This is a genomic window from Sphingomonas lacunae, from assembly GCF_012979535.1.
Taxonomy (GTDB): domain Bacteria; phylum Pseudomonadota; class Alphaproteobacteria; order Sphingomonadales; family Sphingomonadaceae; genus Sphingopyxis; species Sphingopyxis lacunae.
Map to the genome: position 1 here is coordinate 2,750,477 of NZ_CP053015.1, position 22,675 is coordinate 2,773,151.

Annotated in this window: 18 protein-coding genes; 9 read left to right on the forward strand and 9 right to left on the reverse strand. The window is 62.2% G+C overall.

Annotation, left to right across the window (positions count from 1 at the left end):
- Positions 1 to 81: 81 nt before the first annotated feature.
- Complete coding sequence (locus GV829_RS13160; protein ID WP_169947357.1) at positions 82 to 2,430, reverse strand: patatin-like protein; 2,349 nt, start codon at positions 2,428 to 2,430, stop codon at positions 82 to 84.
- A 92-nt stretch (positions 2,431 to 2,522) separates the two neighbouring features.
- Here GV829_RS13160 and GV829_RS13165 point away from each other — a divergent pair, with 92 nt between their 5' ends.
- Positions 2,523 to 4,697 carry a primosomal protein N' gene (locus GV829_RS13165; RefSeq protein ID WP_169948367.1) on the forward strand — a complete coding sequence of 725 codons (2,175 nt, stop codon included), beginning with the start codon at positions 2,523 to 2,525 and terminating at the stop codon, positions 4,695 to 4,697.
- Positions 4,698 to 4,777: 80 nt separating this feature from the next.
- Here GV829_RS13165 and GV829_RS13170 read toward each other — a convergent pair whose 3' ends face one another.
- The 3 genes from GV829_RS13170 to ada form a co-directional block, all read right to left on the reverse strand.
- The gene (locus GV829_RS13170; protein WP_169947359.1) at positions 4,778 to 6,223 is read right to left on the reverse strand and encodes a hypothetical protein; all 1,446 of its coding nucleotides are present in this window, start codon (positions 6,221 to 6,223) and stop codon (positions 4,778 to 4,780) included.
- 664 nt (positions 6,224 to 6,887) lie between these two features.
- Positions 6,888 to 7,382 (reverse strand): hypothetical protein, encoded by a 495-nt coding sequence (locus tag GV829_RS13175; protein WP_169947361.1) that lies wholly within the window; start codon positions 7,380 to 7,382, stop codon positions 6,888 to 6,890.
- A 58-nt stretch (positions 7,383 to 7,440) separates the two neighbouring features.
- Positions 7,441 to 8,511, reverse strand: coding sequence for a bifunctional DNA-binding transcriptional regulator/O6-methylguanine-DNA methyltransferase Ada (ada, locus tag GV829_RS13180; protein WP_246202888.1), 1,071 nt, complete (start codon positions 8,509 to 8,511; stop codon positions 7,441 to 7,443).
- 101 nt (positions 8,512 to 8,612) lie between these two features.
- On the opposite strand from ada, the gene GV829_RS13185 reads away from it, so the two are divergent.
- A complete protein-coding gene (locus GV829_RS13185) occupies positions 8,613 to 10,271 on the forward strand; it encodes a S1 family peptidase (RefSeq protein WP_169947363.1) in 1,659 nt (552 codons plus the stop codon).
- Here the strand turns inward: GV829_RS13185 and GV829_RS13190 are convergent.
- The gene (locus GV829_RS13190; RefSeq protein WP_169947365.1) at positions 10,268 to 10,945 is read right to left on the reverse strand and encodes a dienelactone hydrolase family protein; all 678 of its coding nucleotides are present in this window, start codon (positions 10,943 to 10,945) and stop codon (positions 10,268 to 10,270) included. The two genes, GV829_RS13185 and GV829_RS13190, sit on opposite strands and share 4 nt — an antisense overlap.
- Positions 10,946 to 11,169: 224 nt before the next feature.
- Between GV829_RS13190 and GV829_RS13195 the strand changes: the two genes are divergently transcribed.
- From GV829_RS13195 to GV829_RS13215, 5 genes are all read left to right on the forward strand, one after another.
- The gene (locus GV829_RS13195; RefSeq protein ID WP_169947367.1) at positions 11,170 to 11,724 is read left to right on the forward strand and encodes a F0F1 ATP synthase subunit delta; all 555 of its coding nucleotides are present in this window, start codon (positions 11,170 to 11,172) and stop codon (positions 11,722 to 11,724) included.
- A gap of 3 nt (positions 11,725 to 11,727) precedes the next feature.
- Positions 11,728 to 13,257, forward strand: a complete 1,530-nt coding sequence (atpA, locus tag GV829_RS13200; protein ID WP_169947369.1) for a F0F1 ATP synthase subunit alpha — start codon at positions 11,728 to 11,730, stop codon at positions 13,255 to 13,257.
- 67 nt (positions 13,258 to 13,324) lie between these two features.
- Positions 13,325 to 14,200 carry a F0F1 ATP synthase subunit gamma gene (locus tag GV829_RS13205; RefSeq protein ID WP_169947371.1) on the forward strand — a complete coding sequence of 292 codons (876 nt, stop codon included), beginning with the start codon at positions 13,325 to 13,327 and terminating at the stop codon, positions 14,198 to 14,200.
- A 58-nt stretch (positions 14,201 to 14,258) separates the two neighbouring features.
- On the forward strand, positions 14,259 to 15,773 hold the full coding sequence (atpD, locus tag GV829_RS13210) for a F0F1 ATP synthase subunit beta (RefSeq protein ID WP_246202889.1): 1,515 nt from the start codon (positions 14,259 to 14,261) through the stop codon (positions 15,771 to 15,773).
- A gap of 50 nt (positions 15,774 to 15,823) precedes the next feature.
- Positions 15,824 to 16,075, forward strand: coding sequence for an ATP synthase F1 subunit epsilon (locus GV829_RS13215; protein ID WP_169947373.1), 252 nt, complete (start codon positions 15,824 to 15,826; stop codon positions 16,073 to 16,075).
- 1 nt (position 16,076) lies between these two features.
- Here the strand turns inward: GV829_RS13215 and GV829_RS13220 are convergent, their stop codons facing one another.
- Complete coding sequence (locus GV829_RS13220) at positions 16,077 to 16,490, reverse strand: GtrA family protein (RefSeq protein ID WP_169947375.1); 414 nt, start codon at positions 16,488 to 16,490, stop codon at positions 16,077 to 16,079.
- A gap of 75 nt (positions 16,491 to 16,565) precedes the next feature.
- Here GV829_RS13220 and GV829_RS13225 point away from each other — a divergent pair, with 75 nt between their 5' ends.
- Complete coding sequence (locus GV829_RS13225) at positions 16,566 to 18,065, forward strand: hypothetical protein (protein ID WP_246202890.1); 1,500 nt, start codon at positions 16,566 to 16,568, stop codon at positions 18,063 to 18,065.
- On the opposite strand, the gene GV829_RS13230 is transcribed toward GV829_RS13225, so the two are convergent.
- The 3 genes from GV829_RS13230 to GV829_RS13240 all read right to left on the reverse strand — a co-directional run bounded on the left by GV829_RS13230 (position 18,062) and on the right by GV829_RS13240 (position 20,853).
- Positions 18,062 to 18,781: a class I SAM-dependent methyltransferase gene (locus GV829_RS13230; protein WP_343042874.1), complete on the reverse strand. Its 720-nt coding sequence runs from the start codon at positions 18,779 to 18,781 to the stop codon at positions 18,062 to 18,064. The two genes, GV829_RS13225 and GV829_RS13230, sit on opposite strands and share 4 nt — an antisense overlap.
- A gap of 1 nt (position 18,782) precedes the next feature.
- Positions 18,783 to 19,832 carry a glycosyltransferase family 2 protein gene (locus GV829_RS13235; protein WP_169947379.1) on the reverse strand — a complete coding sequence of 350 codons (1,050 nt, stop codon included), beginning with the start codon at positions 19,830 to 19,832 and terminating at the stop codon, positions 18,783 to 18,785.
- A gap of 94 nt (positions 19,833 to 19,926) precedes the next feature.
- A complete protein-coding gene (locus tag GV829_RS13240; RefSeq protein WP_169947381.1) occupies positions 19,927 to 20,853 on the reverse strand; it encodes a DMT family transporter in 927 nt (308 codons plus the stop codon).
- 187 nt (positions 20,854 to 21,040) lie between these two features.
- Between GV829_RS13240 and GV829_RS13245 the strand changes: the two genes are divergently transcribed.
- Positions 21,041 to 22,555, forward strand: coding sequence for a TadA family conjugal transfer-associated ATPase (locus GV829_RS13245; RefSeq protein WP_169947383.1), 1,515 nt, complete (start codon positions 21,041 to 21,043; stop codon positions 22,553 to 22,555).
- Positions 22,556 to 22,675 lie beyond the last annotated feature (120 nt).

A 22,675-nucleotide genomic window follows, 5' to 3' on the forward strand; every position in this document is an offset into this window, starting at 1 on the left:
GCAATCCTGTATCCAATGCGTGAGCCCCCGCTTCGCACTGGCAGCCATGGCCGGTCGCGCGGCCTGCCGCATTGATGCAGATCAGTTTGTCCCCGTCGCCGCCGTCACCTCGCTATTGTTCAGTTGTGCCCTGAGCTCGGCAATCAGGTCTGTCACGGTGGTCAGACGCGGGGCCTCCTCTTCGAGGATGGCGAGGAAGGCGGCCTTTCGCAGCCGCTCGACCTCCCCGGCATCCAATCCCCGGCCTTCCGGCGCGGTGCTGGCAGCAATGTCGATCAGCCGTTCGGCGGCATGGAGTCGACCCCACAAATAATCATTCTCCCGGAACGTCCGGCTGAAAAAGGCACCAAAGGCATTGAACTGTATGCCCTTCAGCGTTGCCTCCGCCCCGCCCTTGCGAATGGCACCGGCATCATCGGGCGATATGCGGTCAATCTTGATCGGGTCAAATTCGCCCTGCCCTTCGCCCTGCAACAGCGGCAGTGTCGCCGCGTCAAAAAAGGGAAAGCCGAGATAACTGTGCAGCATCGCCCGTCGCGCCGCTTTGGGCAGTTGGGCCAAGCCCTCGGCGATGCGTTCATCTGCTGCCTGATCGACCATCATCAGTGCGCGGCGCGCGGCGACACGTTCAATGAGCTGACCAGGCTGAGGCGCATCAACGTCAGTGGCAAGCAGTCCGGAATAAAAATCCCGGGATTCCCGGTCCAGATAGGGACCAAGCGCCTCATAAATGGCATTGCGCATGGCTTCGCTGGCGTCCGGCGGCACACCCTGATCGCTCCCCGCCACCTCGTCGAGCCTGCGCACCAGATGCCGCAAGCGGCGGATGCGAAAGCCCAGGTCGTGCCCCCGCAGGAACGCGATCAGCGCCTCATTCTCGCCACCCTTGCCGCTGCCGATCCGGTCGAGGCCGCCAGCGCGGACCTCGTCCCAGAGGCGGTTGCGCCAGTGCAGCCGCGCACCATCATCGGTCAGGCCCAGCACATCCGATACGACCCGCGCCAGTTCCTCGACGATGAGCGACAATTTCAGATGGTCATAGGCGACATAGCCATAACCGGCTTCCTGCCTCGCCCGCGCCTGCGCGGTTGCCCGCCAACCAGCCAATCGCGCCGCGGTCGGTGAATCGAGGAAAAAGCTATAGCCCAGCGCCGCCTCGATCCGCGCTTCCACCTCAGGTTGCATCGCCGTGATGATGTGACGCATCCGGCGGATACGCTGCGACATGGCTTCGAGTGCCTCGACATTGTCGCGGATCGGTTGAGCGCGGGGAATGTCCGACATGGTCTTGAGGATAGCACCGAAAAAGCCGGGCAGCTCCGGGCTGCCATCCGGGTTTACGCCGCGGCGTCCCAGAGAGATGGCACGCCTGCCCGGCTTGGGGTCGATATAGACAAAGCGCCGGTCCACCTCGCGTCGCGCCGGGCGCTCGCGCAGGGCGGCCATGGCCGGACGGAATGGCGCATTGGCGAGAACAGAGCCATCAACAAGAATGCGATGTTGCGCTTCCCCGGGCATGTCCGCCGACAATTGCCTGGCCAAAAAAGTTTCCCGCTGAGGCCAAGCCCGCCCGCGCTGTTTCAGCACAGCATCCAGTTCCGTCGCCGTAAAAGCAGGAAAGGCGCCGGGAAAGCTCGCCGTCGCCCGCGCGGCAAAGGTCAGGCCCGACACATCCGCCATGTCATGCGCCCGCCCCGGTGCATGGCGAAAGGCAAAGATCAGCCGGTGCTCGGTCTCCTTCACCTGAGCCGGGCTGTTGAGCCGCATCACTTCGGCATAGCCGGCGAAATCGGTGACCGTGACCATGAGGTCCACCGGCTGCCCCGGCGGCACCAGCGGTTCGCCCTTGGGTCCTGCCGCCATCGCGTCAAAGGCATCGAGCAACAGGCCAGAGAAGACTTCTCCACCAAAGGGCGGCGCGAACCAGCGCGCGCGGACAAAGTTGGACAGCTTGCGCCGCACTTCTGGTCGGGCCCCGCGCTCCACGGTTGAATCAATCGCGTTGCGCCGGGTGCGCATCACCAGCCAGGCGATCGGCACCGCCCAGAATTTGGTGAAGCGGGAGAGCGGCCGCGCATCGGGATCAAGCAGCACCTCGACATCGGCGCGTTCGAGCCACAGGTCGGTCAGCGGATCGAGCGATTCCCCGGTGGTGATCGCCCGGGCGAGGAAGATGCCGTTGATCCCGCCCGCAGACGCCCCGGCGATAATATCGGCCATCACCCGCAAGCGGGCATCGGTCCGGCTCTCGATCAGCGCCAGCAGCTCGCGATAGACCGCCTCGACGCCTTCGGACGGCGACGCCCCGTCATGCTGGGCCCGGCTCGCCCGTGCCAGCCGCCAAATCTCCTTGGTCACGCCATGCATGTAGACGGCGAGGCTGATGCCGCCGTAGCAAACCAGGGCAAGGCGCAGCTCTTTCTCCCGCATGGCCCACCCGTAGCGCGCAGGCCGGGGTGAGGCAAATGCCACGCCATCCCCCCTCGCCAGCCCGCGCCTGTTCCCCTATGGTTCCGCGCAGCATGGCCCGTATCCGCGTCCTCCTCACCAACACCGCCCTCGGACCGCTCGATTACCGGCTTGATCCGGGCATCGAGGCGCCGCCCGGCACCCTCGTTGAGGTGCCGCTCGGGCCCCGCCGCATGCTCGGCTGCGTCTGGGATGAGGGCAGTGAGAGCGCGGCGATGGCGGCGGAGAGCGTCGGCGACAACCGCCTGCGGCCCATCTTTGGCACCTACCCCATGCCGCCGCTCCCACTCGAGCTGCGCCGGCTGATCGAATGGACCGCGGACTATTATCTCGCCCCCGCCGGCGCGGTGCTGCGCATGGTGGTGCCGGGCGTCGCGCTGCGCGATGGCGGCCGCCCGATCATCGAATATCGCGCCACCGGCACCACCCCGCCGCGCATGACCCCGCAACGCAGCGAGGCGCTGGAGAAAATCGGTGAGCGGCAGGGCAGCCTGCGTGACCTCGCCGACATGAGCGGCGCGAGCGAGGCGGTGCTGCGCGGCCTGATCAAGGCGGGCGCGCTTGAAGCCATCGCCCTCTCGCCCGACGTGCCGCCGCCCCTCCCCGATCCCGCCTTCGCCCCGCCCGCGCTCAGCGAGGAACAGGCGGCGGCCTCGGCCACCTTCCGCAGCGCGATCAACGCCGGCTTCCAGCCCTTTCTGCTCGATGGCGTCACCGGATCGGGCAAGACCGAAGTCTATTTCGAGGCCGTGGCGGAGGCCATCCGCCAGGGCAAACAGAGCGTCATCCTCCTCCCCGAAATCGCCCTGACCGAGCCGATGCTGCGCCGGTTCGAGGCGCGCTTCGGCTGCGCCCCCGTCGCCTGGCACTCGGGCCTCAGGCAGACCGAGCGCCGCGCCAACTGGCGGGCCATCGCTTCGGGTGAGGCGCTGGTCACCATCGGCGCGCGCTCCGCCCTCTTCCTCCCTTACGCCAACCTCGGCCTGATTGTGGTGGATGAGGCGCATGAGGCAAGCTTCAAGCAGGAGGATGGCGTCCATTACCACGCCCGCGATGTTGCGGTGATGCGCGCCAAATTCGCCGATGTGCCCATCATCCTCGCCAGCGCCACCCCGGCCATCGAAAGCCGGGCACAGGTCGAGGCCGGGCGCTATCGGGAGATACAGCTCCCCGCCCGCTTTGGCGGCGCGACCCTGCCTGCCATCCGCGCCATCGACCTGCGCAACGACCCGCCTGATCGCGGCGCGTGGATCAGCCCGCCGCTCGTCGCCGAGCTCAGCGAGCGGCTCGAACGCGGCGAGCAATCGCTCCTCTTCCTAAACCGGCGCGGCTATGCCCCGCTCACCCTGTGCCGCACCTGCGGCCACCGCATCGAATGCCCCAATTGCACCGCCTGGATGGTCGAGCACCGCCTCGCCCGCCGCCTGTCGTGCCACCATTGCGGCCATGTCATGCCGCCGCCGCGCCTCTGCCCCGAATGCCAGAATGAGGATACTTTGGTCGCCTGTGGCCCCGGCGTCGAGCGGGTGGCGGACGAGGTCAAGGCCCGCTGGCCAGAGGCGCGCACCGCCATCGTCACCAGCGACACGCTATGGAGCCCGGCCCGCGCGGCGGAGTTCGTCGAGCATATGGAGGCCGGGATGATCGACATCGTCATCGGCACCCAGCTGGTGACCAAGGGCTATCACTTCCCCAACCTCACCCTCGTCGGGGTGATCGATGCCGACATCGGCCTGTCAGGCGGGGATTTGCGCGCCAGTGAACGCAGCTTCCAGCAAATCGCCCAGGTCGCCGGACGCGCCGGACGTGGTGACAAGCCCGGCGAAGTGCTGATCCAGACCCGCCAGCCCGAAGCCCCCGTCATGGCCGCGCTGATCGCCGGAGACAGCGCCGCCTTCTACGCCGCCGAGACCGAGGCCCGCAAAGACGCGCGCATGCCCCCCTATGGCCGCCTCGCCGCGATCATCATCTCCAGCGAGGACGCCGTCGCCGCCGAACGCGCCGCCAAGGCCATAGGCGCCGCCGCCCCCGACAGCCCCGACATGGAAGTGTGGGGCCCCGTCCCCGCCCCGCTGGCAATGCTCAGGGGCAGGCACCGGCACCGGTTGCTGGTCCACGCCGCCCGCAACTTCCCGCTGCAAAAGGTGATGCGGGAGTGGCTGGGGGCGTGTGAGTGGCCGGCGAAGGTGCGGGTCGCGGTGGATGTTGATCCGTACAGTTTTGTTTGAATTATGAGTTCACCGAATGCTCAAATTCTAATCTATATATAGCATTTCATAAAAATGCCGTATGAGCAATTAAATTGCAATTACTCACTAATACTGGAAGAATCAACGACAGCCTCAAACAATGGCTCATTGAAGACATTTAAGAATTTTTCTTGAAATTTATCATTGTTTCTAATAAAATCAAATACGGGCCACTCTCTAAAATCATTTTTCTCCATTTTACCTGAACTTACGACCGGCGCAAAGAGATCGCATACTAGGTCAATATCCTCCCTTAGTGCGGCGACACATATTCCGTACCTGTCTGATACAGCTGACCAATCCACAGAATTTAAAACCTCATTGCACTCATCAACTTTATCCATGTGCCGGTATGAACTAGCAAGATTTACCTTCATCATCAGAATTGTCGCCTGATCAACATCGGTATTTTTTAGCCCTGTAACGTATTCAATTATCTTTACGGGTACAGAATAGCGTGCTTGCGATATGAATCGATAGCATACTTCATTTATCGTATCGAAAGCATGTTTTTGCTGTTCGGGAAATTGCTTCCTCCAAATTGAAAAAATCATTAAAATTGAGAACTCTGTCAATATAGACAATGACTTCGTCAAATACGATCTGTCAATTTGAATCTTATCGCCCAAGCGGGACGCGCAATCACGTACCTTGTTTTTCGAACAAATGGAAACATATCTTTGTGTGTATAACTTTTCACCGTGAGCAATCAAATTTCTTCTTTCAAAAATTTCTATAAAATCTCCCCACCTTTCCCAGGACTCCGATATTTTTATATCAAACCAACGCTCAATTGACTGGACTTGTGATTCGTGACTACCTCTCGAAAAAGCATAAACTTCATCATCTACAATTCTCGATTTAAAATCTTCAAATGATTCATTTCCCAATATATCTGCTATTTTTACAGTTTTTTCCAGACTTACGAATCGCTCTGGATTTTTACCTAACATTGTCCTAACAATGTCCGCGGTAATTGAATCAAACGTTGCCACTATAGTTAAAAGAACTGATGTAGGTATAACCTCGAAACCACGATCCATTCTGTTCAATCTGCGGTGTTCTGATCTTACCTTTATCAAGCGATCTTGAGTTATTGAGTAAATTTTATAGTCATCACCCTCCTCGATCAGTGGCGAGGATTCTTCAATTGGCTTTACTATCTCCGAACGAGTGACGACATCTGTTAGTGCGCTTGCCACACTGCTAAGTGCGAGTATAAGCTCAGACAGTCCCAAAGCCATATCGGCGGCTCGAGACATTAGTTCAGCCAACTGATGCTCTGTTGAAGGGGCAATTTCGGTCGGCGTAGCTGGTGGAGTTTCCAGCTCGCCATGCTTCGCTGGGCTTTTCGCCCAGGATTTAATCCCTTCCAAATCAGTTCCAAACGAAAATCCTTTATAGTCAGAGCCTTGACCAATTCGGATTGCAAAGAAGGCTTGACTAGGCTGGGGACTCTGCATCTGTTTGAAGGCCTTATTTACATAAAACTCGATCTGCTGCATGATGCTAGTTAAATTCTATATCGCAACCTTTAATTTGGATTGTGTTGATTTCGTGCAATAGAGGTTCCCCCGCCCACCTTGGCCACTCGGCGCAAGTCATCTTCAAGTCTCAACCGCCGCGCCCAGCCCAAAATGCCCCTCCACCAGCTTCGCTGGTCCCCCTCCCCCAAGGGGGAGGACCTGCGTCTGCCGCCACAGCACCGCCCTCCTCCGCGCCTCTGCGCGAACAAGTCTTTGTGGCTTTGTGTCTTTGTGTGAGATCATCTTGCACCCACCGCCCTCACCGTCAGGCGACAAGCCGCGCGGAAGCACCAGACCATGGGTCCCCGGTCAAGCCGGGGATACAGCGGCTTTTGGAGAGTGAAGAGAAAAAGAACAAAAGTGGATCAAATTCCGCTTTCCTACATGGCCCCACTTGTGAGACCATCGCGCCATGGCCGCGACTCTGCCTTTTTTGCACGCCTTTCTTTCCTTCCCCCTGGATGGGGGAAGGATGCGCAGCCTTACGCAGCGCAGCGGCGTTAGGCGAAGCTGGATGAGGGTGGCTGTCACGGCATTGGCGCAAAACCATGAACGGGACGGCGGCGCTCCCCACCCTCATCAAGGTCCGCCAGGCGCTGCGCGCCAAGCTCTCCTGTCCTCTCTCGCCAGCGGGAGAGGAACTTCACCCCTCGAGCAGCGCCGCCGCTTGCAACAGGCGGTTGCCATGGTCGCTTTCCTCGACGCCATTTTGCCTGAGCAGGGCGGCGGCTTCCGGATGGTCGATCGTCGCGGCCCATGTGGCATAGAGCTGGTCGCCGTTGAACTCGCTCTCTGCCGTCTTGCGCAGCCCCTCGGGGGTCAATGTCGCGACCGGGATATGGCCGGTGAGATAGGGGTTGTCTTCCCGCGCCGGCGGCGGGAAATCTTCGCCGGAAAGGAGCCTGATCACCTCTGACACGCGCCGGGCGTGCTTCATTTCCTCGACGCCATTGTCCTTGAGCAGCGCCTTGACGCCCGCATGGTCGGTGCCCTCGGCGCTGACATCATAGAGCGTCTGTCCGGCCGCCTCGACCAGCACCATCACCTTGAAATCGGTGATGGTCGGCGCGGTGACCGCGTTGATATGGGCAAAGGCCGCGCCGAGATTGTCGGGGGCACCTTCGGGGATGGCTCGCATGATCATCTCTCCTCCGCGTTTCTCTCTCTGTTGCGGGGGAGAATGGCAGAGCCGGCCGTCAGGGCAAGCTGTCAGATTCGCGAGCCAGCAGCGCCTGCTTGCGGTCCAGCCCCCAGGCATAGCCGCCCAGGCTGCCGTCGCTGCGGACGACTCGGTGGCAGGGGATGAGGACGGCGACCGGGTTGGCGCCATTGGCACTGCCCGCCGCGCGCACCGCGCCGGGCCGGCCGACGGCGGCGGCGATCTGCGCATAGCTGCGCGTTTCGCCGGGAGGGATGCGCATCAGCTCGGCCCACACCGCCTGCTGGAAGGCGGTGCCGGCGACATCGAGCGGCAGGCTCGCCATACGCCCCGGCCGGTCGACCGCGGCGACAGCGGCGGCGAGCAGGTCGGCCATGCCCTCCCCGCCCGCTTCGAGCCGGGCCTTGGGAAAGCGGGCCGCGAGCTCGGCCTCGCCCTCGTCAAACGACAGGCGGCAAATGCCCTTGGCCGTGGCGGCGAGCAGCATGGTGCCGAGGTGGGTTTGTGCGGTGGCCCAGCGGATGGTGACGCCCGCGCCGCCATCCCGCCAGGCACTCGGGGTCATGCCCATGCGGGCACCGGCCTCTGCGTAGAAACGACTGGGCCCGGAATAGCCCGCGTCATAAATGGCGTCGGTCACCCGGCCTCCTTCGGCCAGAACCGCCTGCGCCCGCTCGCCCCTCAGCGCACGGACCCAGGCACCCGGCGTAACGCCCGTCGCGCGTTTGAACAGGCGGTGGAAATGATGGGGAGCATAACCGACAGCGGCGGCCAGCGCCTCCAGCCGGGGCGGTTCTTCCTGCGACAGCAGGTCGATCGCCTTGGCCACAGCCGCCTCGTCCCGCGCGACATCATCGGGCAGGCAGCGTTTGCAGGGCCGCAGCCCCGCTCCCCGCGCCGCCGCACCATCGGCAAAGAAGCGCACATTGGCCCGCGCCGGATGGCGGGCGGCGCAGCTCGGCCGGCAATAGATGCCTGTGCTCAGCACGCCTGTGACAAAGCGGCCGTCATGAGCCCGGTCGCGGGCCATGACCGCGCGCCATGCCTGATCGGGATCAATGATCGCGTCGGCGGGGCGGTTCATCTGTTCGGGCGGGCTCTGGGTCATGCCCTTCGTCTATTAGCGCAGGCGAAGGCCCGCGTCCCGATGCTTGCTTTCAAAACGCAAGGGGCTAGGCAAGGAGCCATGCCGTGTCAGGAGCCGACCAGATGCTGACGAGATTGCGACGCCTGCTGCTGCCCTTCGGCCTGCTGCTGTGTGCCGCCGCGCCGTTGCCTGCGCTGCTCGCCGCGCCTGCCGCGCCCAAAGCCACCACGCCACAGGCCGTCGCCCCGCGCCCCGCCACGGCCCAGCCAGTGGGGGAGACCGACGATGTCGCCGCCACCGAGCGCAGCGTCGTGCGTGTTGTCACGGTGGCGATGGTCAATGGCGAAGTGGTCGGTTTCGGGCATGGCAGCGGCTTTGCCATCTCCCCCACCCGTATCGTCACCAACGCCCATGTCGTCGCCGACGCTGCCGAATATCCCGACAATGTCGTCATCGGCATCGTCCCCAGCGAAGGCAGCCGCAGCTATGCCGGGCGGCTGGTTCGGCTCGACACGCGTCGCGATCTCGCTATCGTCGAGTTGCGTCAGGGCCGTATTCCGCCCGCCGCCCTTTATCTCGGCCCGGTACGGCAACGCTCGACCGTCTATGCACTCGGCTATCCCGGCAATGTCGATCTTGCCACCGCGCAGAACATGGATGATTTCATCCGCCCGCGCACCCCGGTCGCTTCTGACGGCATCATCTCGTCAACCGACACAATCAACGGCATCGCCGCGCTCGTCCATGATGCCGACATCGCGCGCGGCAATTCCGGGGGGCCGCTGGTTGATCGCTGCGGCCGGGTGCTTGGCGTCAACAGCTTTGTCTCCCGCGCTGATGAAGGCGATTCGCCCTTTTCCTTTGCCGTGACGGTGCGCGAACTCGCCGCCTTTCTCACCGATGCGCGCCAGGATTTCACCTCGGTCACCACCGCCTGCCTTTCGGCAGACGAAGCCCGCGCGCGGGAAGCGGCGATGACCGCCGAGGAACGCCGCGCTGCTGCCGAAGCTGAGGCGCGTGAACGCGAGGCCCGGGCCACCCGCACCGCCGAACAACTCGCCATCGCCCGCGCCGACGCGCAGGAAAGCCGCGAAAACTATATGGCCTTTGCCATCCTCCTGTTCGGCCTCGCCATCGTCAGCCTGTCGGCGAGTTTCAAGTTCGAGGTACAAAGGAAGGCGTCTGAACGCCGCGCCGCCCTGCTCGGTGCGGCTGTGCTGGCTCTCGGCGCGCTGATCGTCTTCTTGCTGCGCCCCAGCCCGGCCGACATACGCGCCACGGTGGAGACCGAGGTTGCGGCCGCTACCGCAGAGCCGGCCCCCGCGCCCAGGACCGGCCCACTCTCCTGCACGGTCGACCGCAGCCGGGGGCGGCTGACCGTCTCTGAAGGGCAGGACACACAGCTCAACTTCCGCGGTGATGGCTGTGTCAATGGCCGCACCCAATATGTGCGCGGCGCGGACGATATCTGGACGCGCACCCTCGTCCCCAACGAGGATGCGACCATCTCACGCCTCTCCTATGATCCGGCAACCGGCGACTATGTCGTCAAACGCTATCTCATGTCCCTCGAAGGCATGGAGGCGGCCCGCCGCCAGCGCGATTCCCTCGCGGTGCAGGGCTGCACCGCCGATCCTACCACCATCGCCCGCCTCACCCAGCGCGAGGTCGCCATCGCCTCGATGCTGCCCGCAGAACCGCACGAAGAGATCGTCAGCCGCTGCCAGATCAGCGAGGCGGCGGCAACGGCTGCTCCCGCGGCCACGCCCGCCAAGCGTTAGCCCCCACAGGCTCTGAACAGCGCAAGTGTCCGTTCCCGGGCAAGTTCGCTCGATTCCTCGTGGTAATCCTTGCGCCGGTCCGAGTTGAAGCCGTGGTTGGCTTCATAGACATAGATTTGCGCGAGCGGATGGGCCTTTTCGATCAACGCCTGGACGCCCTCCATCGGAATTCCGGCATCGAATCGGCCAAAATGGGCAATGGTCGGGCATTTGGGTGCCTGGTCACCATAAACGGTCGGCACCATGCTGCCGTAATAGCTGCTGGCGGCGGCTAGATCGTCACTCTTCCCCGCCATCGCCCAAGCGACCGATCCGCCGTAGCAATAGCCGGTGATGAACACCGGTCCCTTGTCCTTCAGCGCATCGATACAGCTCTGCGCATCATCGAGGCTCTGGTCGAATGGGTGCAGTTGACGCGCCAGTTCGACCGCCCGGTTGAAGTCCGCACCTGTATATTCAGCCTCGAATCCCGGATGTTCGCGGTCATAAAGGCTGGGGGACAGCACCTCATAGCCATCAGCCGCATATTCGTCGCACAGGTCACGGATGTGGTCGGTGACGCCAAATATTTCCTGGATCAGCACCAGCCCGCCACGCCGCTCCCCCGCGGCCGGGGCATGATAGACGCCGATCTCTGCCCCATCGCCCATCGTCATGCGGATCATTTCGCCCATGAAAACACCCTTTCCTGTCATTCACTTGCCACGCTGATGCAATTCTCTTCACCTTTACGTCAACCGGCATGTCCCTTCACCTTGCATCGCAGCAAGAGCGATGCTAACGGCGCGGCGAGTTCGCGACGGGCGGCGATTTTTCGCCATTTTCGCCATGCGACTCAACTGCCCATCTGGGCAGGCAATTTGTCCCCTGGACAACGGCAAAAGGGAAGAACGGACGCGTGGAGCACTCCGGCGGAATGCAGGCAAGTCTGGCAGGGCGATACGCCCTTGCCCTGTTTGATCTTGCTCAGGACGGTTCGGCACTGCCGGCAGTCGAAGCGAGCGTGGCAAAGCTGGGTGACGCACTCACCGCTTCGCCCGAGCTCAAGGCGCTGGTCACGAGCCCGGTCATCTCACGCGCTGACGCAGGTCGCGCGGTCGCAGGCGTCGCCCAGTCGCTCAAGCTTGATCCGCTGACCACCAAATTCCTTGGCGTGCTCGCCAAGAATCGCCGTCTCGGCGAACTTGGCAATGTCGTTCGCGCCTTTGCGAACCTTGCCGCTGCCCACCGTGGCGAGGCTTCGGCCGATGTCACCTCCGCCCATCCGCTGAGCGACGCTCAGGTCAAGGCGCTCAAGGCCAAGCTGGCCGGCCGTCTTGGTCGTGATGTAGCCGTCAACCTGTCTGTCGATCCCGCCATTCTCGGTGGTCTCGTTGTCAAGGTCGGCAGCCGTCTCGTCGACTCGTCGATCCGCACCCGTCTCAATACCCTCGCGCAAGCGATGAAAGGCTGAACCATGGAAATCCGTGCCGCAGAAATCTCCCGCGTCATCAAGGACCAGATCGCCAGCTTTGGCGATGATGCCACGGTCTCCGAAATCGGCCAGGTCCTCTCGGTCGGTGACGGTATCGCCCGCGTCCATGGCCTCGACAATGTCCAGGCCGGTGAAATGGTCGAGTTTGCCAATGGCGTGAAGGGCATGGCCCTGAACCTCGAGGCCGACAATGTCGGTATCGTTATCTTCGGTTCGGACTCGGAAATTCGCGAAGGCGACACTGTCCGCCGCACCGAAACCATTGTGGACGTGCCAGTTGGCAAGGGCCTGCTGGGCCGCGTCGTCGACGCTCTTGGCAACCCGATTGACGGCAAAGGCCCGATCGTTGCCGAAAAGCGCAGCCGCGTTGAAGTGAAGGCTCCGGGCATCATCCCGCGCAAGTCGGTGCACGAACCGGTGCAGACCGGCCTCAAGGCTCTCGATGCTCTCGTTCCGGTTGGCCGTGGCCAGCGCGAATTGATCATCGGTGACCGTCAGACCGGCAAGACCGCCGTCGCGATCGACACCTTCATCAACCAGAAGACGGTGAACCAGGGCGACGACGAATCCAAGAAGCTCTATTGCATCTATGTCGCCGTCGGCCAGAAGCGTTCGACTGTTGCCCAGATCGTCCGCGCGCTGGAAGAAAATGGCGCGATGGAATATTCGATCGTTGTCGCCGCCACCGCTTCGGAACCGGCTCCGCTCCAGTATCTCGCGCCCTACACCGGTGTGACCATGGGCGAATATTTCCGCGACAACGGCATGCACGCCGTGATCGTTTATGACGACTTGTCAAAGCAGGCGGTCGCCTATCGCCAGATGTCGTTGCTGCTGCGTCGTCCTCCGGGCCGCGAAGCCTATCCGGGTGACGTTTTCTACCTGCACAGCCGTCTGCTGGAACGCGCCGCCAAGATGAACGACGACTTCGGCGCCGGTTCGCTGACCGCGCTGCCGATCATCGAAACGCAGGCCGGTGACGTCTCCGCCTATATTCCGACCAACGTGATCTCGATCACCGACGGCCAGATCTTCCTCGAAACCAACCTCTTCTACCAAGGCATCCGTCCGGCCATCAACGTTGGTCTGTCGGTGTCGCGCGTCGGCTCGGCCGCCCAGACCAAGGCGATGAAGAAGGTGTCGGGTTCGATCAAGCTGGAGCTCGCCCAGTATCGCGAAATGGAAGCCTTTGCCCAGTTCGGCTCGGATCTCGACGCCTCGACGCAAAAGCTGCTCAACCGTGGTGCGCGCTTGACCCAGCTGCTCAAGCAGGCCCAGTTCGCGCCGATGCCGTTCGAAGAGCAGACCGCGTCAATCTACGCCGGCACCAACGGCTTCCTCGACAGCGTCGCGGTGACCGACGTATCGCGCTACGAAGAAGCCATGATCGGTTACCTGCGCAGCGAGCATGCCGACATTCTCGCCGACATTCGTGAAACGCGCGACTTCAGCGATGCAACCAAGGGCAAACTCAAGGACGCCCTGACCACCTTTGCCGGTCAGTTTGCCTGATGACCGTGCCCCGGTCTCGCCCGGGGTCCAGTCTGCTTTTGGAAGTTGGAACACGTAAGGGGCCGCAATGGCAACTTTGAAAGAACTGAAGGGCCGGATCGCGTCGGTGAAGTCGACGCAAAAGATCACCAAGGCCAAGAAGATGGTCGCTTCGGCCAAGCTTCGGCGCGCTCAGGCCGCTGCTGAAAACGGTAGGCCCTATGCCGAACGTCTTGAAGCAGTCGTCGCCAGCCTTGCGGCCAAGGTCGGCCAGTCGGATAGCGCGCCCAAGCTTCTTGGCGGCACCGGCAAGGAAGACGTGCATCTGCTGCTCGTCCTCAACTCTGACCGTGGCCTCGCCGGCGCGTTCAACTCGAACATCGTCAAGGCTGCCCGCGACAAGGCGCTGGAACTCAAGGGTGCCGGCAAGACGGTCAAGTTCATGCTGGTCGGCCGCAAGGGCCGCCCTGTAATCAACCGGCTGTTCCCCAATCAGACCGTGGCGACCTACGACACGACTGGTTACCGCGAGCTGGGCTTCGACAATGCGCGCGACATCGCCGATCAGGTCATGGCGATGTACGAGGCCGGCGAGTTCGACGTCGCCCACATCTTCTTTTCGAAATTCCGTTCGGCCCTGCTTCAGGAACCAACCGGGCAGCAGATCATCCCTGTCGCGCCGTCGGAAAACGCCCCGGTTTCGACTGGTGCTGCTGTCGAATATGAGCCTGACGAGGAAGCGATCCTTGCTGACCTGCTGCCGCGCAACGTCACGGTACAGGTGTTCAAGGGACTGCTCGAAAACGCAGCGTCGGAACAGGGCGCGTCGATGACCGCGATGGACAATGCCACGCGTAACGCCGGCGACCTGATCAACAAGCTGACCATCCAGTACAACCGCAGCCGTCAGGCCGCGATTACAACTGAACTCATCGAAATCATTGCTGGCGCGGAAGCGCTCTAGCATCAACCCTAACGCGGGCGCGGAAGCGCTCTGACAGCCAGTAGCCGAGGAAAAGATCATGGCCACCGCAGCAACTGAAACTCCCGCCAAGAAGCCCCGCGCCAAAAAGGCTGCCGCTCCGGCTGCCGCCGCCGCCAGCGGTGCGAACACTGGCCGCATCAGCCAGGTCATCGGCGCCGTCGTCGACGTCGCTTTCGACCGCGAAGTGCCGAAGATCCTCTCGGCGCTGGAAACGGACAACAACGGCAACCGCCTCGTTCTCGAAGTGGCACAGCACCTCGGCGAAAACGTCGTGCGCACCATCGCCATGGACTCGACCGACGGCCTGACCCGTGGGCAGGAAGTACGCGATACTGGTTCGCAGATCCGCGTTCCGGTTGGCCCGCAAACCCTCGGCCGCATTCTTAACGTCGTCGGTGAGCCGATCGACGACCAGGGTCCGGTTGCCACGGACCTGTCGGCACCAATCCACGCCGAAGCCCCGCTGTTCGTCGACCAGTCGACCGAAACCGAAATTCTCGTCACCGGGATCAAGGTCATCGACCTTCTTGCCCCCTATGCAAAGGGCGGCAAGATCGGTCTGTTCGGCGGCGCCGGCGTTGGCAAGACGGTTCTCATTCAGGAACTGATCAACAACATCGCCAAGGGCCACGGCGGCACCTCGGTGTTCGCGGGCGTTGGTGAGCGTACCCGTGAAGGCAACGACCTTTATCACGAGTTCCTCGACGCTGGCGTTATCGCCAAGGACGCTGACGGTAACCCGACGCCGGACGGCTCGAAGGTGGCTCTCGTCTTTGGACAGATGAATGAACCGCCGGGCGCCCGTGCCCGCGTTGCCCTCTCGGGTCTGACCATCGCCGAATATTTCCGCGATGTCGAAGGCCAGGACGTGCTGTTCTTCGTCGACAACATCTTCCGCTTCACCCAGGCGGGTTCGGAAGTGTCGGCGCTTCTCGGCCGTATTCCGTCGGCCGTGGGTTACCAGCCGACGCTCGCCACCGACATGGGCGCGCTGCAGGAACGCATCACCTCGACCAACAAGGGTTCGATCACCTCGGTGCAGGCCATTTACGTGCCGGCCGACGACTTGACCGACCCTGCGCCGGCCACCTCCTTCGCCCACTTGGACGCCACGACGGTTCTCAACCGCGCCATTTCCGAACTCGGCATCTATCCGGCCGTCGACCCGCTCGACTCGACCTCGCGCGTTCTGACCGCCGCCGTTGTCGGCCAGGAGCACTATGAAACCGCTCGCCGCGTTCAGGAAACGCTGCAGAAGTACAAGTCGCTGCAGGACATCATCGCCATTCTCGGCATGGATGAACTGTCGGAAGAAGATAAGCTGACCGTGGCCCGCGCCCGCAAGATCCAGCGCTTCCTCTCGCAGCCGTTCCACGTGGCCGAAGTCTTCACCAACATCCCCGGCAAGTTCGTGTCGATCGAGGACACGGTGAAGTCGTTCAAGGCGGTGGTCGATGGTGAATATGACCATCTGCCCGAAGCGGCCTTCTACATGGTCGGCGGCATCGATGAAGCCGTCGAAAAGGCCAAGAAGCTGGCTGCCGAAGCCTGATCCTGTTCCCCCCTCTCCGTTCCGGCGGGGAGGGGCATTAGGAAATCCCGATGCTGCATTTTGAACTCGTCACCCCGACCGCCCTCGTCCGCAGCGAGGATGTGTACATGGTCTCCGTCCCCGGCAGCGAGGGTGACTTTGGCGTGCTTGGAGGCCATGCTCCCTTCATGTCGACGGTCAAAGCCGGCGAACTCCTGATATACAAGAGCGCTGGTGCTGACCCGGAAAAGCTGTCGATCGAGGGCGGCTTTGCCGAAGTCAACGAAGCTGGCCTGACCATCCTCGCCGAAAAGGTCGGCTGAGCTAGGCTGCCGAACCATCCGACCCGGGCAATACTGCCCGGTCGGGAAACACCCAGTACCGCATCGCCAGATAGGTGCCGCTCGCCAGCAGCGGCAGCAAAAGCAGTTGTGCGAGCAGTGGTCCCAGTCCCAGTTGCGCCAGTCCCGCCAGAAGCAGCGCGTTGATCGTGCACTGTCCGACGTAAACCGCCAGGAAGCGCGGCAACAGCGTTACATCCTTGCTGGCAAAGACCAGCACGCCAATCGAGCCGAAGTTGAACAAGGCGCCCAGCGCGGTTGATGCCGCGACGGCCACCAGCGTCGGCGCCTCCGCCAGCACAAAGGCGGCGAACAGCGCATAGCCGATCACGGTGTTGAGCACGCCCACGCCGAGGAAGCGGACAAAGGGCATGGCGAGGAGACGGCTCAGCGGCATCCCTTTCCCTTGCCTGAAAGCGGTTAATTCGCGATTACGAAGGTGGACGCCGACAGCGCGACAAGGGGGCCGAACATGAAGCGCATCTGGCCGATCAACTGGGACAGCGGCGGCGCATCAATGCCCGCATCTGCCCTGCTAGCCCTTATCACGGCCTGGTTGGCGATAGATCAATTGCTGCTGTGGCGATTCCTCGGCTGGTCCTGGCTGCCGCTGGCAGGCGGGTTGGTGGTGGCGGCCGTGCTGGTGCACCGTATCGCCAGCAGCACGGTCATCGACGTCCGCATCCCGCTTCCCCGGTTCGTCCTGTGCTGCGCCCTGGCTCTCATCTTGCTCATGCTCGGCGGCGAAGGTCGATTCTTTTATGCCAACATCGACTGGCAGGTTCGCGAAGCCGTGCTGCGCGACATGGCGATCCATCCATGGCCCTTTGTCTACCTCGAAGGGAATGGCCCCCAGCTGCTGCGTGCACCAATCGGGATGTTCCTCGTCCCCGCACTCGTTTTCAAGGCCGCCGGTCCGCTCGCCGGCGATATGGCCTTGCTGGCCCAGAACGGATTGCTCAGCGGTGCGCTACTGGCGCTCGGATCGGTGCTGTTTGACACAAAACGGTCCCGACTGATTGCCGTCGGCACCGTCCTTTTCTTCAGCGGCCTCGATCTGGTCGGCACGCTGATCTTTCACGGTGGTTGGCGCGATCATCTGGAATTTTGGTTTGCGACGATGCAATATTCCTCGCACATCACCCAGGCCTTCTGGGTGCCGCAGCATGGCTTTGCGGGATGGCTGGCGGCCATATTGTTCCTCCTCTGGCATCGCGGTCGGATGGCATTGTGGCCGCTTCTGGCGGTGCTTCCGCTGACGGCGCTCTGGTCGCCGCTGGCATTGATCGGCGCCATGCCCTTTGCCCTGTGGGCCGGCCTTTCGGCCCTTGTCGAGCGCAAGTTGACCATCGCCGATATAGGCTGGCCGGCCTTGTCGGTCCTCCTCGCCTTCCCCGGTCTTGTCTATCTGGCAGCGGCGCCCGACGGCGTCGGCATCCGCCCCTATCCGCTCCAGATGCTCGCCTGGCTCATCTTCGTTTCACTGGAACTGCTGGTCTACGCCCTGCCGCTCTTCTTTGCCTTGCGCAATGATCCCCGGCAGCGCCTCTTGCTCTCGATTGCCACGCTCTGGTTGTTGATCGTTCCGTTCATCCAGATCGGCTGGTCGCTTGACTTCATGATGCGCGCTTCGATCCCCGCGCTAATGATCCTGGCAGTTATGGTCGCTCAATCACTGGCAGACTCCCCGTCGCGCGCCCTGCGCTTGTGGCTGATGCTGATGCTTCTGGTCGGCAGCGTCACCGGCCTGACCGAGATCGCCCGCGCTTTCACCCAACCCCCGTCTCCGCGCGGTCAGTGCAGCTTTTTCGGCGCTTGGGACGTCAGCTTTGGCGCTTACCCAAAGGGCAGCTACCTCGCCCCGCTTGATCAACTGCCGGCGATGATCAGGCCTGCCGACCCCGCAAGGATTATGATCCGCGACCCATCGACCTGTTGGGATGGGCCGTGGGCGCGTCCGGAAGGAGTCTAGGCCCGCCGCCGCGCAACCGCATAAAGCGACAGCCCGATGGGAAAACCCATCCGGCCCAGCATATGCCGTTCAGCAGCGAAAATGGTTTGCAGGGCAGCGTTGACTGGCGCTGATGGCAGGGCGTCAATCGGTTGCCGGCTACCCGTCACCTTGGCGGCAATGCGCTGTGCCAGAGCAAGGGGGAACAACAGGCTGTTGAAATAGCTTATTGTTTCAACCTCCAGTCCCGCAGAGGAACAGACCTCGGCCAATCCATCCCTGGTATAGCGCCGCTTGTGGTGGTGCAATTCATCATGGCTCGACCACAGCGCCGGAACCGCGGGCACAGTCAGCAACAACCGTCCATCGTCGGCCAGCATCCCGGCCAGCGTCTCCAAAGAGGCGACATCTTGATCGACATGTTCCAGCACATCCAGCATGGCGATGAGGTCATAGGGCGCACCCGATACATCTACCCGGTCGGGCAAGGCACCAAAATCGACAGGGCACACACCCTTGGCTGCCGACAGCGCACGCGCATCGTCATCAAATTCAAACGCTTCGAGTTGCCCATAGCGCGCAAGCATGCCAAGATTCCCGCCCGTGCCACAGCCAGCCTCCAGAATGCGGGCATTGCCCGGCAAGTGCATCCGGTCGATCAGCGCAGCAATAATCTGCCTCCGCGCGACAAACCACCAATGCCGGTCCTCTATCGCCGCCATGCCGGCATAGGCCATCCTATCCACGCGCGTGCCTCCGTACCGTCGCAGCCGCACGGATTGGCGGCCTACCCTGGCCCGCACCGGGGGCCTCTCCGGCACCATCATCACCTATAGTTTGGATGCCATGGCTATCCGCCTCGATCACATAGAGCGGGCGGTTGCGCACCTCCTTGGCAATGCGACCGACATATTCACCCATGATGCCGAGGCTGACCAGATTGAGCGCGCCGAGCAACAGCACGCTGACCATGATCGAGGCATAGCCGGGCGTTTCCACCCCCGTGGTCAATGTATGGATAATCAGAAAGCTCGCATAGGCCACCGCACCCATGGCGGTCAGCCCGCCGACATAGGTCCATATGCGCAAAGGCGCCGTGGTCGAGGATGTGATGCCGTCCAGCGCCAGATGCCAAAGGCCCCGCAACCGCCACTTGCTGTCACCAGCCTCACGCGGGGCGCGTTCATAGCTCACCTCAGCAACACGGAATCCGACCCAACTGAACAGCCCCTTGTTGAACCGCGACGTTTCGCTCAACTGGTTGATGACATCGACGGCCACTCTGTCGAGTAAGCGGAAATCGCCGACATTTTCCGGAATAGGCGTGTCGGCCATCATGTTGATCAACCGGTAAAACGCATTGGCGCTCCACCGCTTGAAGCGGCCGTCGCTGCTGCGATCTGCACGCCGGGCGTTGACCACTTTGGCCCCGCCCAGCCAGTGGCGGACCATCAATGGAATAATCGCTGGAGGGTCCTGCAAATCAACATCCATCGGAATGACCGCGTCACCCGATGCGTGGCGAAGACCTGCGGCCAGGGCCGCCTCCTTGCCGAAATTGCGAGACAGGCGCAGCGAACGGACATCCGTGTTGAGCCGCGACAAAAGCATCAGCACATCGCCGGTGCGATCTGTGCTGCCATCATCAACAAACAGATACTCGGCGCGCGCCTCCGGCCCTATCAGCGCGAGCGCGTCATCGACGTGCGGCCGGGCCGTTTCAAGAAAGCGGGAGATGCTTTCCTGTTCGTTGAGGACAGGAACAATGATCGAAAGGCTCGGCTTCACGGGACCAGAATTTCCTTCTCATGCGCCATCCTCTTGGACGGGCATATCCAGTTGCCATCCGGTAAGTGAAATAGGTTAACCGCCTGTTAGCGTGTCAGGTCGGCGTTTCGACTATCTCGTCATCCACAGGCTTGCCGGCGCGCGTGCTTGCGCGCCACAACCACAGCCCGGCGACGATGATGCACGTGGTTCCTGCCAACGCCAACAGGTCGGGCCAGTCTCCAAACACCAGCAGACCCAGCACCAGCGCGACGATGATCTGCACATAGCCGGCAGGGACAATGCTCGCCGCCGATGCGCGGGTGGTCGCCATGAAAATCAGCGAATGGGCGATACTGGCGGTGACAGCGACAATCGCGCAGCGCAGCAGCACGCTGGCCGGCAGGGGGCCGACATGCAATTCCGGCACGGCACTGATATGGCCGGCGAACGCGAAGGCAACGCAAATCGGCGTGGCCCATGCCGATGCCCAGAACATGGCACCCAGCGCATCCGTATCCCGCGCTGTCTGCCGGTTGAGCAAAATATAGGCGGACATGATGACCGTCGATGCCAGCGGCAACAACGCCGTCCAGCCCAAGACAGCGACATTGGGCCGCAGCACCAATATCACCCCGGCACTGGCCAGCACCATTGCACCCCAGGTAGCGCGGGGCAGCTTCTCCCCCAACAAGGCGGCAGACACCAGCGCGGTGACGATGGGTCCGGCAAAAAGGATCGCCACCGCCTCTGCCATCGGCATGATGAAGATGGAGAAGATGAAGGCCAGCGATGCTCCGGCCAGCGCCGCGCCGCGCGCCAGCTGCATCCATGGCCGGGGAACGGCAAAAGCTGCCCTGCCCTCTTTCCAGACCAGCACCAGACCCAGACCGATGGCGCCAAGGGCAAAACGCAGCGCAACTACCGCCAGGGCTGGCCAGACGCCTGACATGGACTTCATCACCGCATCCCCGCAGGCCAGGATAACGTAGCCGGCGAGGGCCAGCAGCAGGGCCTGCGGAACGGCGTCTTGCTTGTGCATGAATCACTCTGTCCTGAAGCCAAATCGCCGGTGCGGTGAATGGCGCAGCGTTGGTTACTGAGCCGTTTTCCTTAGGCCGCATTAAAACCTTGTCAAAGTTTTCACCTTAATTGTCGCGCCATCACAACAGGAGATCGCCCAATTTGGCGCGATTTCAATGAGTCGTCTCGCAGGGAGCAATTGGCAAATGAGCGCATTCGGCCGCAAGCCAGGAACCCAGTCAGCCCGACCCGCCTTTGGCGTGGCAAAGCCCATGCATGGCGGCGGTGTCGCTGCACCCCGCGAAGATCAGGGTGGCGGCCAGTTTCCGCCAATCGATGTTGCCTCGCTGCCACCGGCCGTTGATGTCCCGACCGGCGCGGTCATGCCGGAAGACGCCATGTCGCGCCTCAACACCCGCATGGCGACCGATCACAGCGATGTCGAACGCCCACAGGGTTTTGAGGCATCGGTCCACAAGATCAAGGAACAGGTGCTGCCGCGCCTGCTGGAGCGCGTCGATCCGGAAGCAGCCTCGACCCTGTCGAAGGATGAGCTGACCGAAGAATTCCGTCCAATCATCCTTGAGGTTCTGGCCGAGCTCAAGATCACCCTCAACCGCCGCGAACAGTTTGCGCTGGAAAAGGTGCTGGTTGACGAATTGCTCGGTTTTGGGCCGCTCGAAGAACTGCTCAACGATAGCGAAATCTCCGATATCATGGTCAATGGTCCGGACCAGACCTATATCGAGCGCAAGGGCAAGCTGGAGCTTTCCAGCTGCGTCTTTCGCGACGAGGACCATCTGTTCCAGATCGCCCAGCGCATCGTCAACCAGGTCGGTCGCCGTGTCGACCAGACCACGCCGCTGGCTGATGCCCGTTTGAAGGACGGTAGCCGCGTCAACGTCATCGTACCTCCGCTCAGCTTGCGCGGAACTGCCATTTCGATCCGTAAATTTTCGGCCAAGCCAATCACGCTCGACATGCTGCGCGACTGGAACGCCATGTCGAACAAGATGTGCACCGCGCTCAAGATCGCCGGGGCCTGCCGTTTCAACATCGTCATCTCGGGCGGTACGGGTTCGGGCAAGACCACGATGCTCAACGCCCTGTCAAAGATGATCGACCCGACCGAGCGCGTGCTGACCATCGAAGACGCGGCCGAATTGCGCTTGCAACAGCCGCACTGGCTGCCGCTTGAAACGCGTCCGCCGAACCTTGAAGGGCAAGGCGCGATCACCATCGGTGACCTCGTCAAGAACGCCCTGCGTATGCGCCCTGACCGCATCATCCTCGGCGAAATTCGTGGCGCGGAGTGCTTTGACCTGCTCGCCGCGATGAACACCGGTCACGATGGGTCAATGTGTACACTGCACGCCAACAGCCCGCGCGAATGTCTGGGCCGTATGGAAAACATGATCCTGATGGGCGACATCAAGATCCCGAAGGAAGCGATTTCGCGCCAGATTGCCGACTCGGTCGACCTGATCGTCCAGATCAAGCGTCTGCGTGACGGTTCGCGTCGCGTCACCTCGGTGACCGAGGTGATCGGCATGGAAGGCGACGTCATCGTCACCCAGGAACTGTTCAAATTCGAATATCTTGACGAGGACAAGGACGGCAAGATCATCGGCGAATATCGCGCCCTCGGATTGCGCCCCTACACCCTTGAAAAAGCACGTCAATTTGGCTTTGATCAGCCGTTCCTTGAAGCCTGTCTCTAAGGGCGCTAAGTCGCTCTACTTCGGCCTCTGCCACGCTACTGCGATGCCCCTCCCCTGATAGCAGCGGAGGGGCTTTGATTTTCGGCCCGCCCAGTGCATGGACGCCTGATTCCGTCCCCA

Excerpts from the sequence above, each read along its gene's own strand:
- GV829_RS13215 (WP_169947373.1), top strand. The coding sequence starts at position 15,824 with ATGCTGCATTTTGAACTCGTCACCCCGACCGCCCTCGTCCGCAGCGAG.
- GV829_RS13205 (WP_169947371.1), top strand. The coding sequence starts at position 13,325 with ATGGCAACTTTGAAAGAACTGAAGGGCCGGATCGCGTCGGTGAAGTCG.
- GV829_RS13185 (WP_169947363.1), top strand. The coding sequence starts at position 8,613 with ATGCTGACGAGATTGCGACGCCTGCTGCTGCCCTTCGGCCTGCTGCTG.
- GV829_RS13175 (WP_169947361.1), bottom strand. The coding sequence starts at position 7,382 with ATGCGAGCCATCCCCGAAGGTGCCCCCGACAATCTCGGCGCGGCCTTT.
- GV829_RS13170 (WP_169947359.1), bottom strand. The coding sequence starts at position 6,223 with ATGCAGCAGATCGAGTTTTATGTAAATAAGGCCTTCAAACAGATGCAG.
- GV829_RS13245 (WP_169947383.1), top strand. The coding sequence starts at position 21,041 with ATGAGCGCATTCGGCCGCAAGCCAGGAACCCAGTCAGCCCGACCCGCC.
- atpA (WP_169947369.1), top strand. The coding sequence starts at position 11,728 with ATGGAAATCCGTGCCGCAGAAATCTCCCGCGTCATCAAGGACCAGATC.
- GV829_RS13240 (WP_169947381.1), bottom strand. The coding sequence starts at position 20,853 with ATGCACAAGCAAGACGCCGTTCCGCAGGCCCTGCTGCTGGCCCTCGCC.
- GV829_RS13165 (WP_169948367.1), top strand. The coding sequence starts at position 2,523 with ATGGCCCGTATCCGCGTCCTCCTCACCAACACCGCCCTCGGACCGCTC.
- GV829_RS13225 (WP_246202890.1), top strand. The coding sequence starts at position 16,566 with ATGAAGCGCATCTGGCCGATCAACTGGGACAGCGGCGGCGCATCAATG.
- GV829_RS13190 (WP_169947365.1), bottom strand. The coding sequence starts at position 10,945 with ATGGGCGAAATGATCCGCATGACGATGGGCGATGGGGCAGAGATCGGC.
- ada (WP_246202888.1), bottom strand. The coding sequence starts at position 8,511 with ATGACCCAGAGCCCGCCCGAACAGATGAACCGCCCCGCCGACGCGATC.
- atpD (WP_246202889.1), top strand. The coding sequence starts at position 14,259 with ATGGCCACCGCAGCAACTGAAACTCCCGCCAAGAAGCCCCGCGCCAAA.
- GV829_RS13220 (WP_169947375.1), bottom strand. The coding sequence starts at position 16,490 with ATGCCGCTGAGCCGTCTCCTCGCCATGCCCTTTGTCCGCTTCCTCGGC.
- GV829_RS13230 (WP_343042874.1), bottom strand. The coding sequence starts at position 18,781 with ATGGCCTATGCCGGCATGGCGGCGATAGAGGACCGGCATTGGTGGTTT.
- GV829_RS13160 (WP_169947357.1), bottom strand. The coding sequence starts at position 2,430 with ATGCGGGAGAAAGAGCTGCGCCTTGCCCTGGTTTGCTACGGCGGCATC.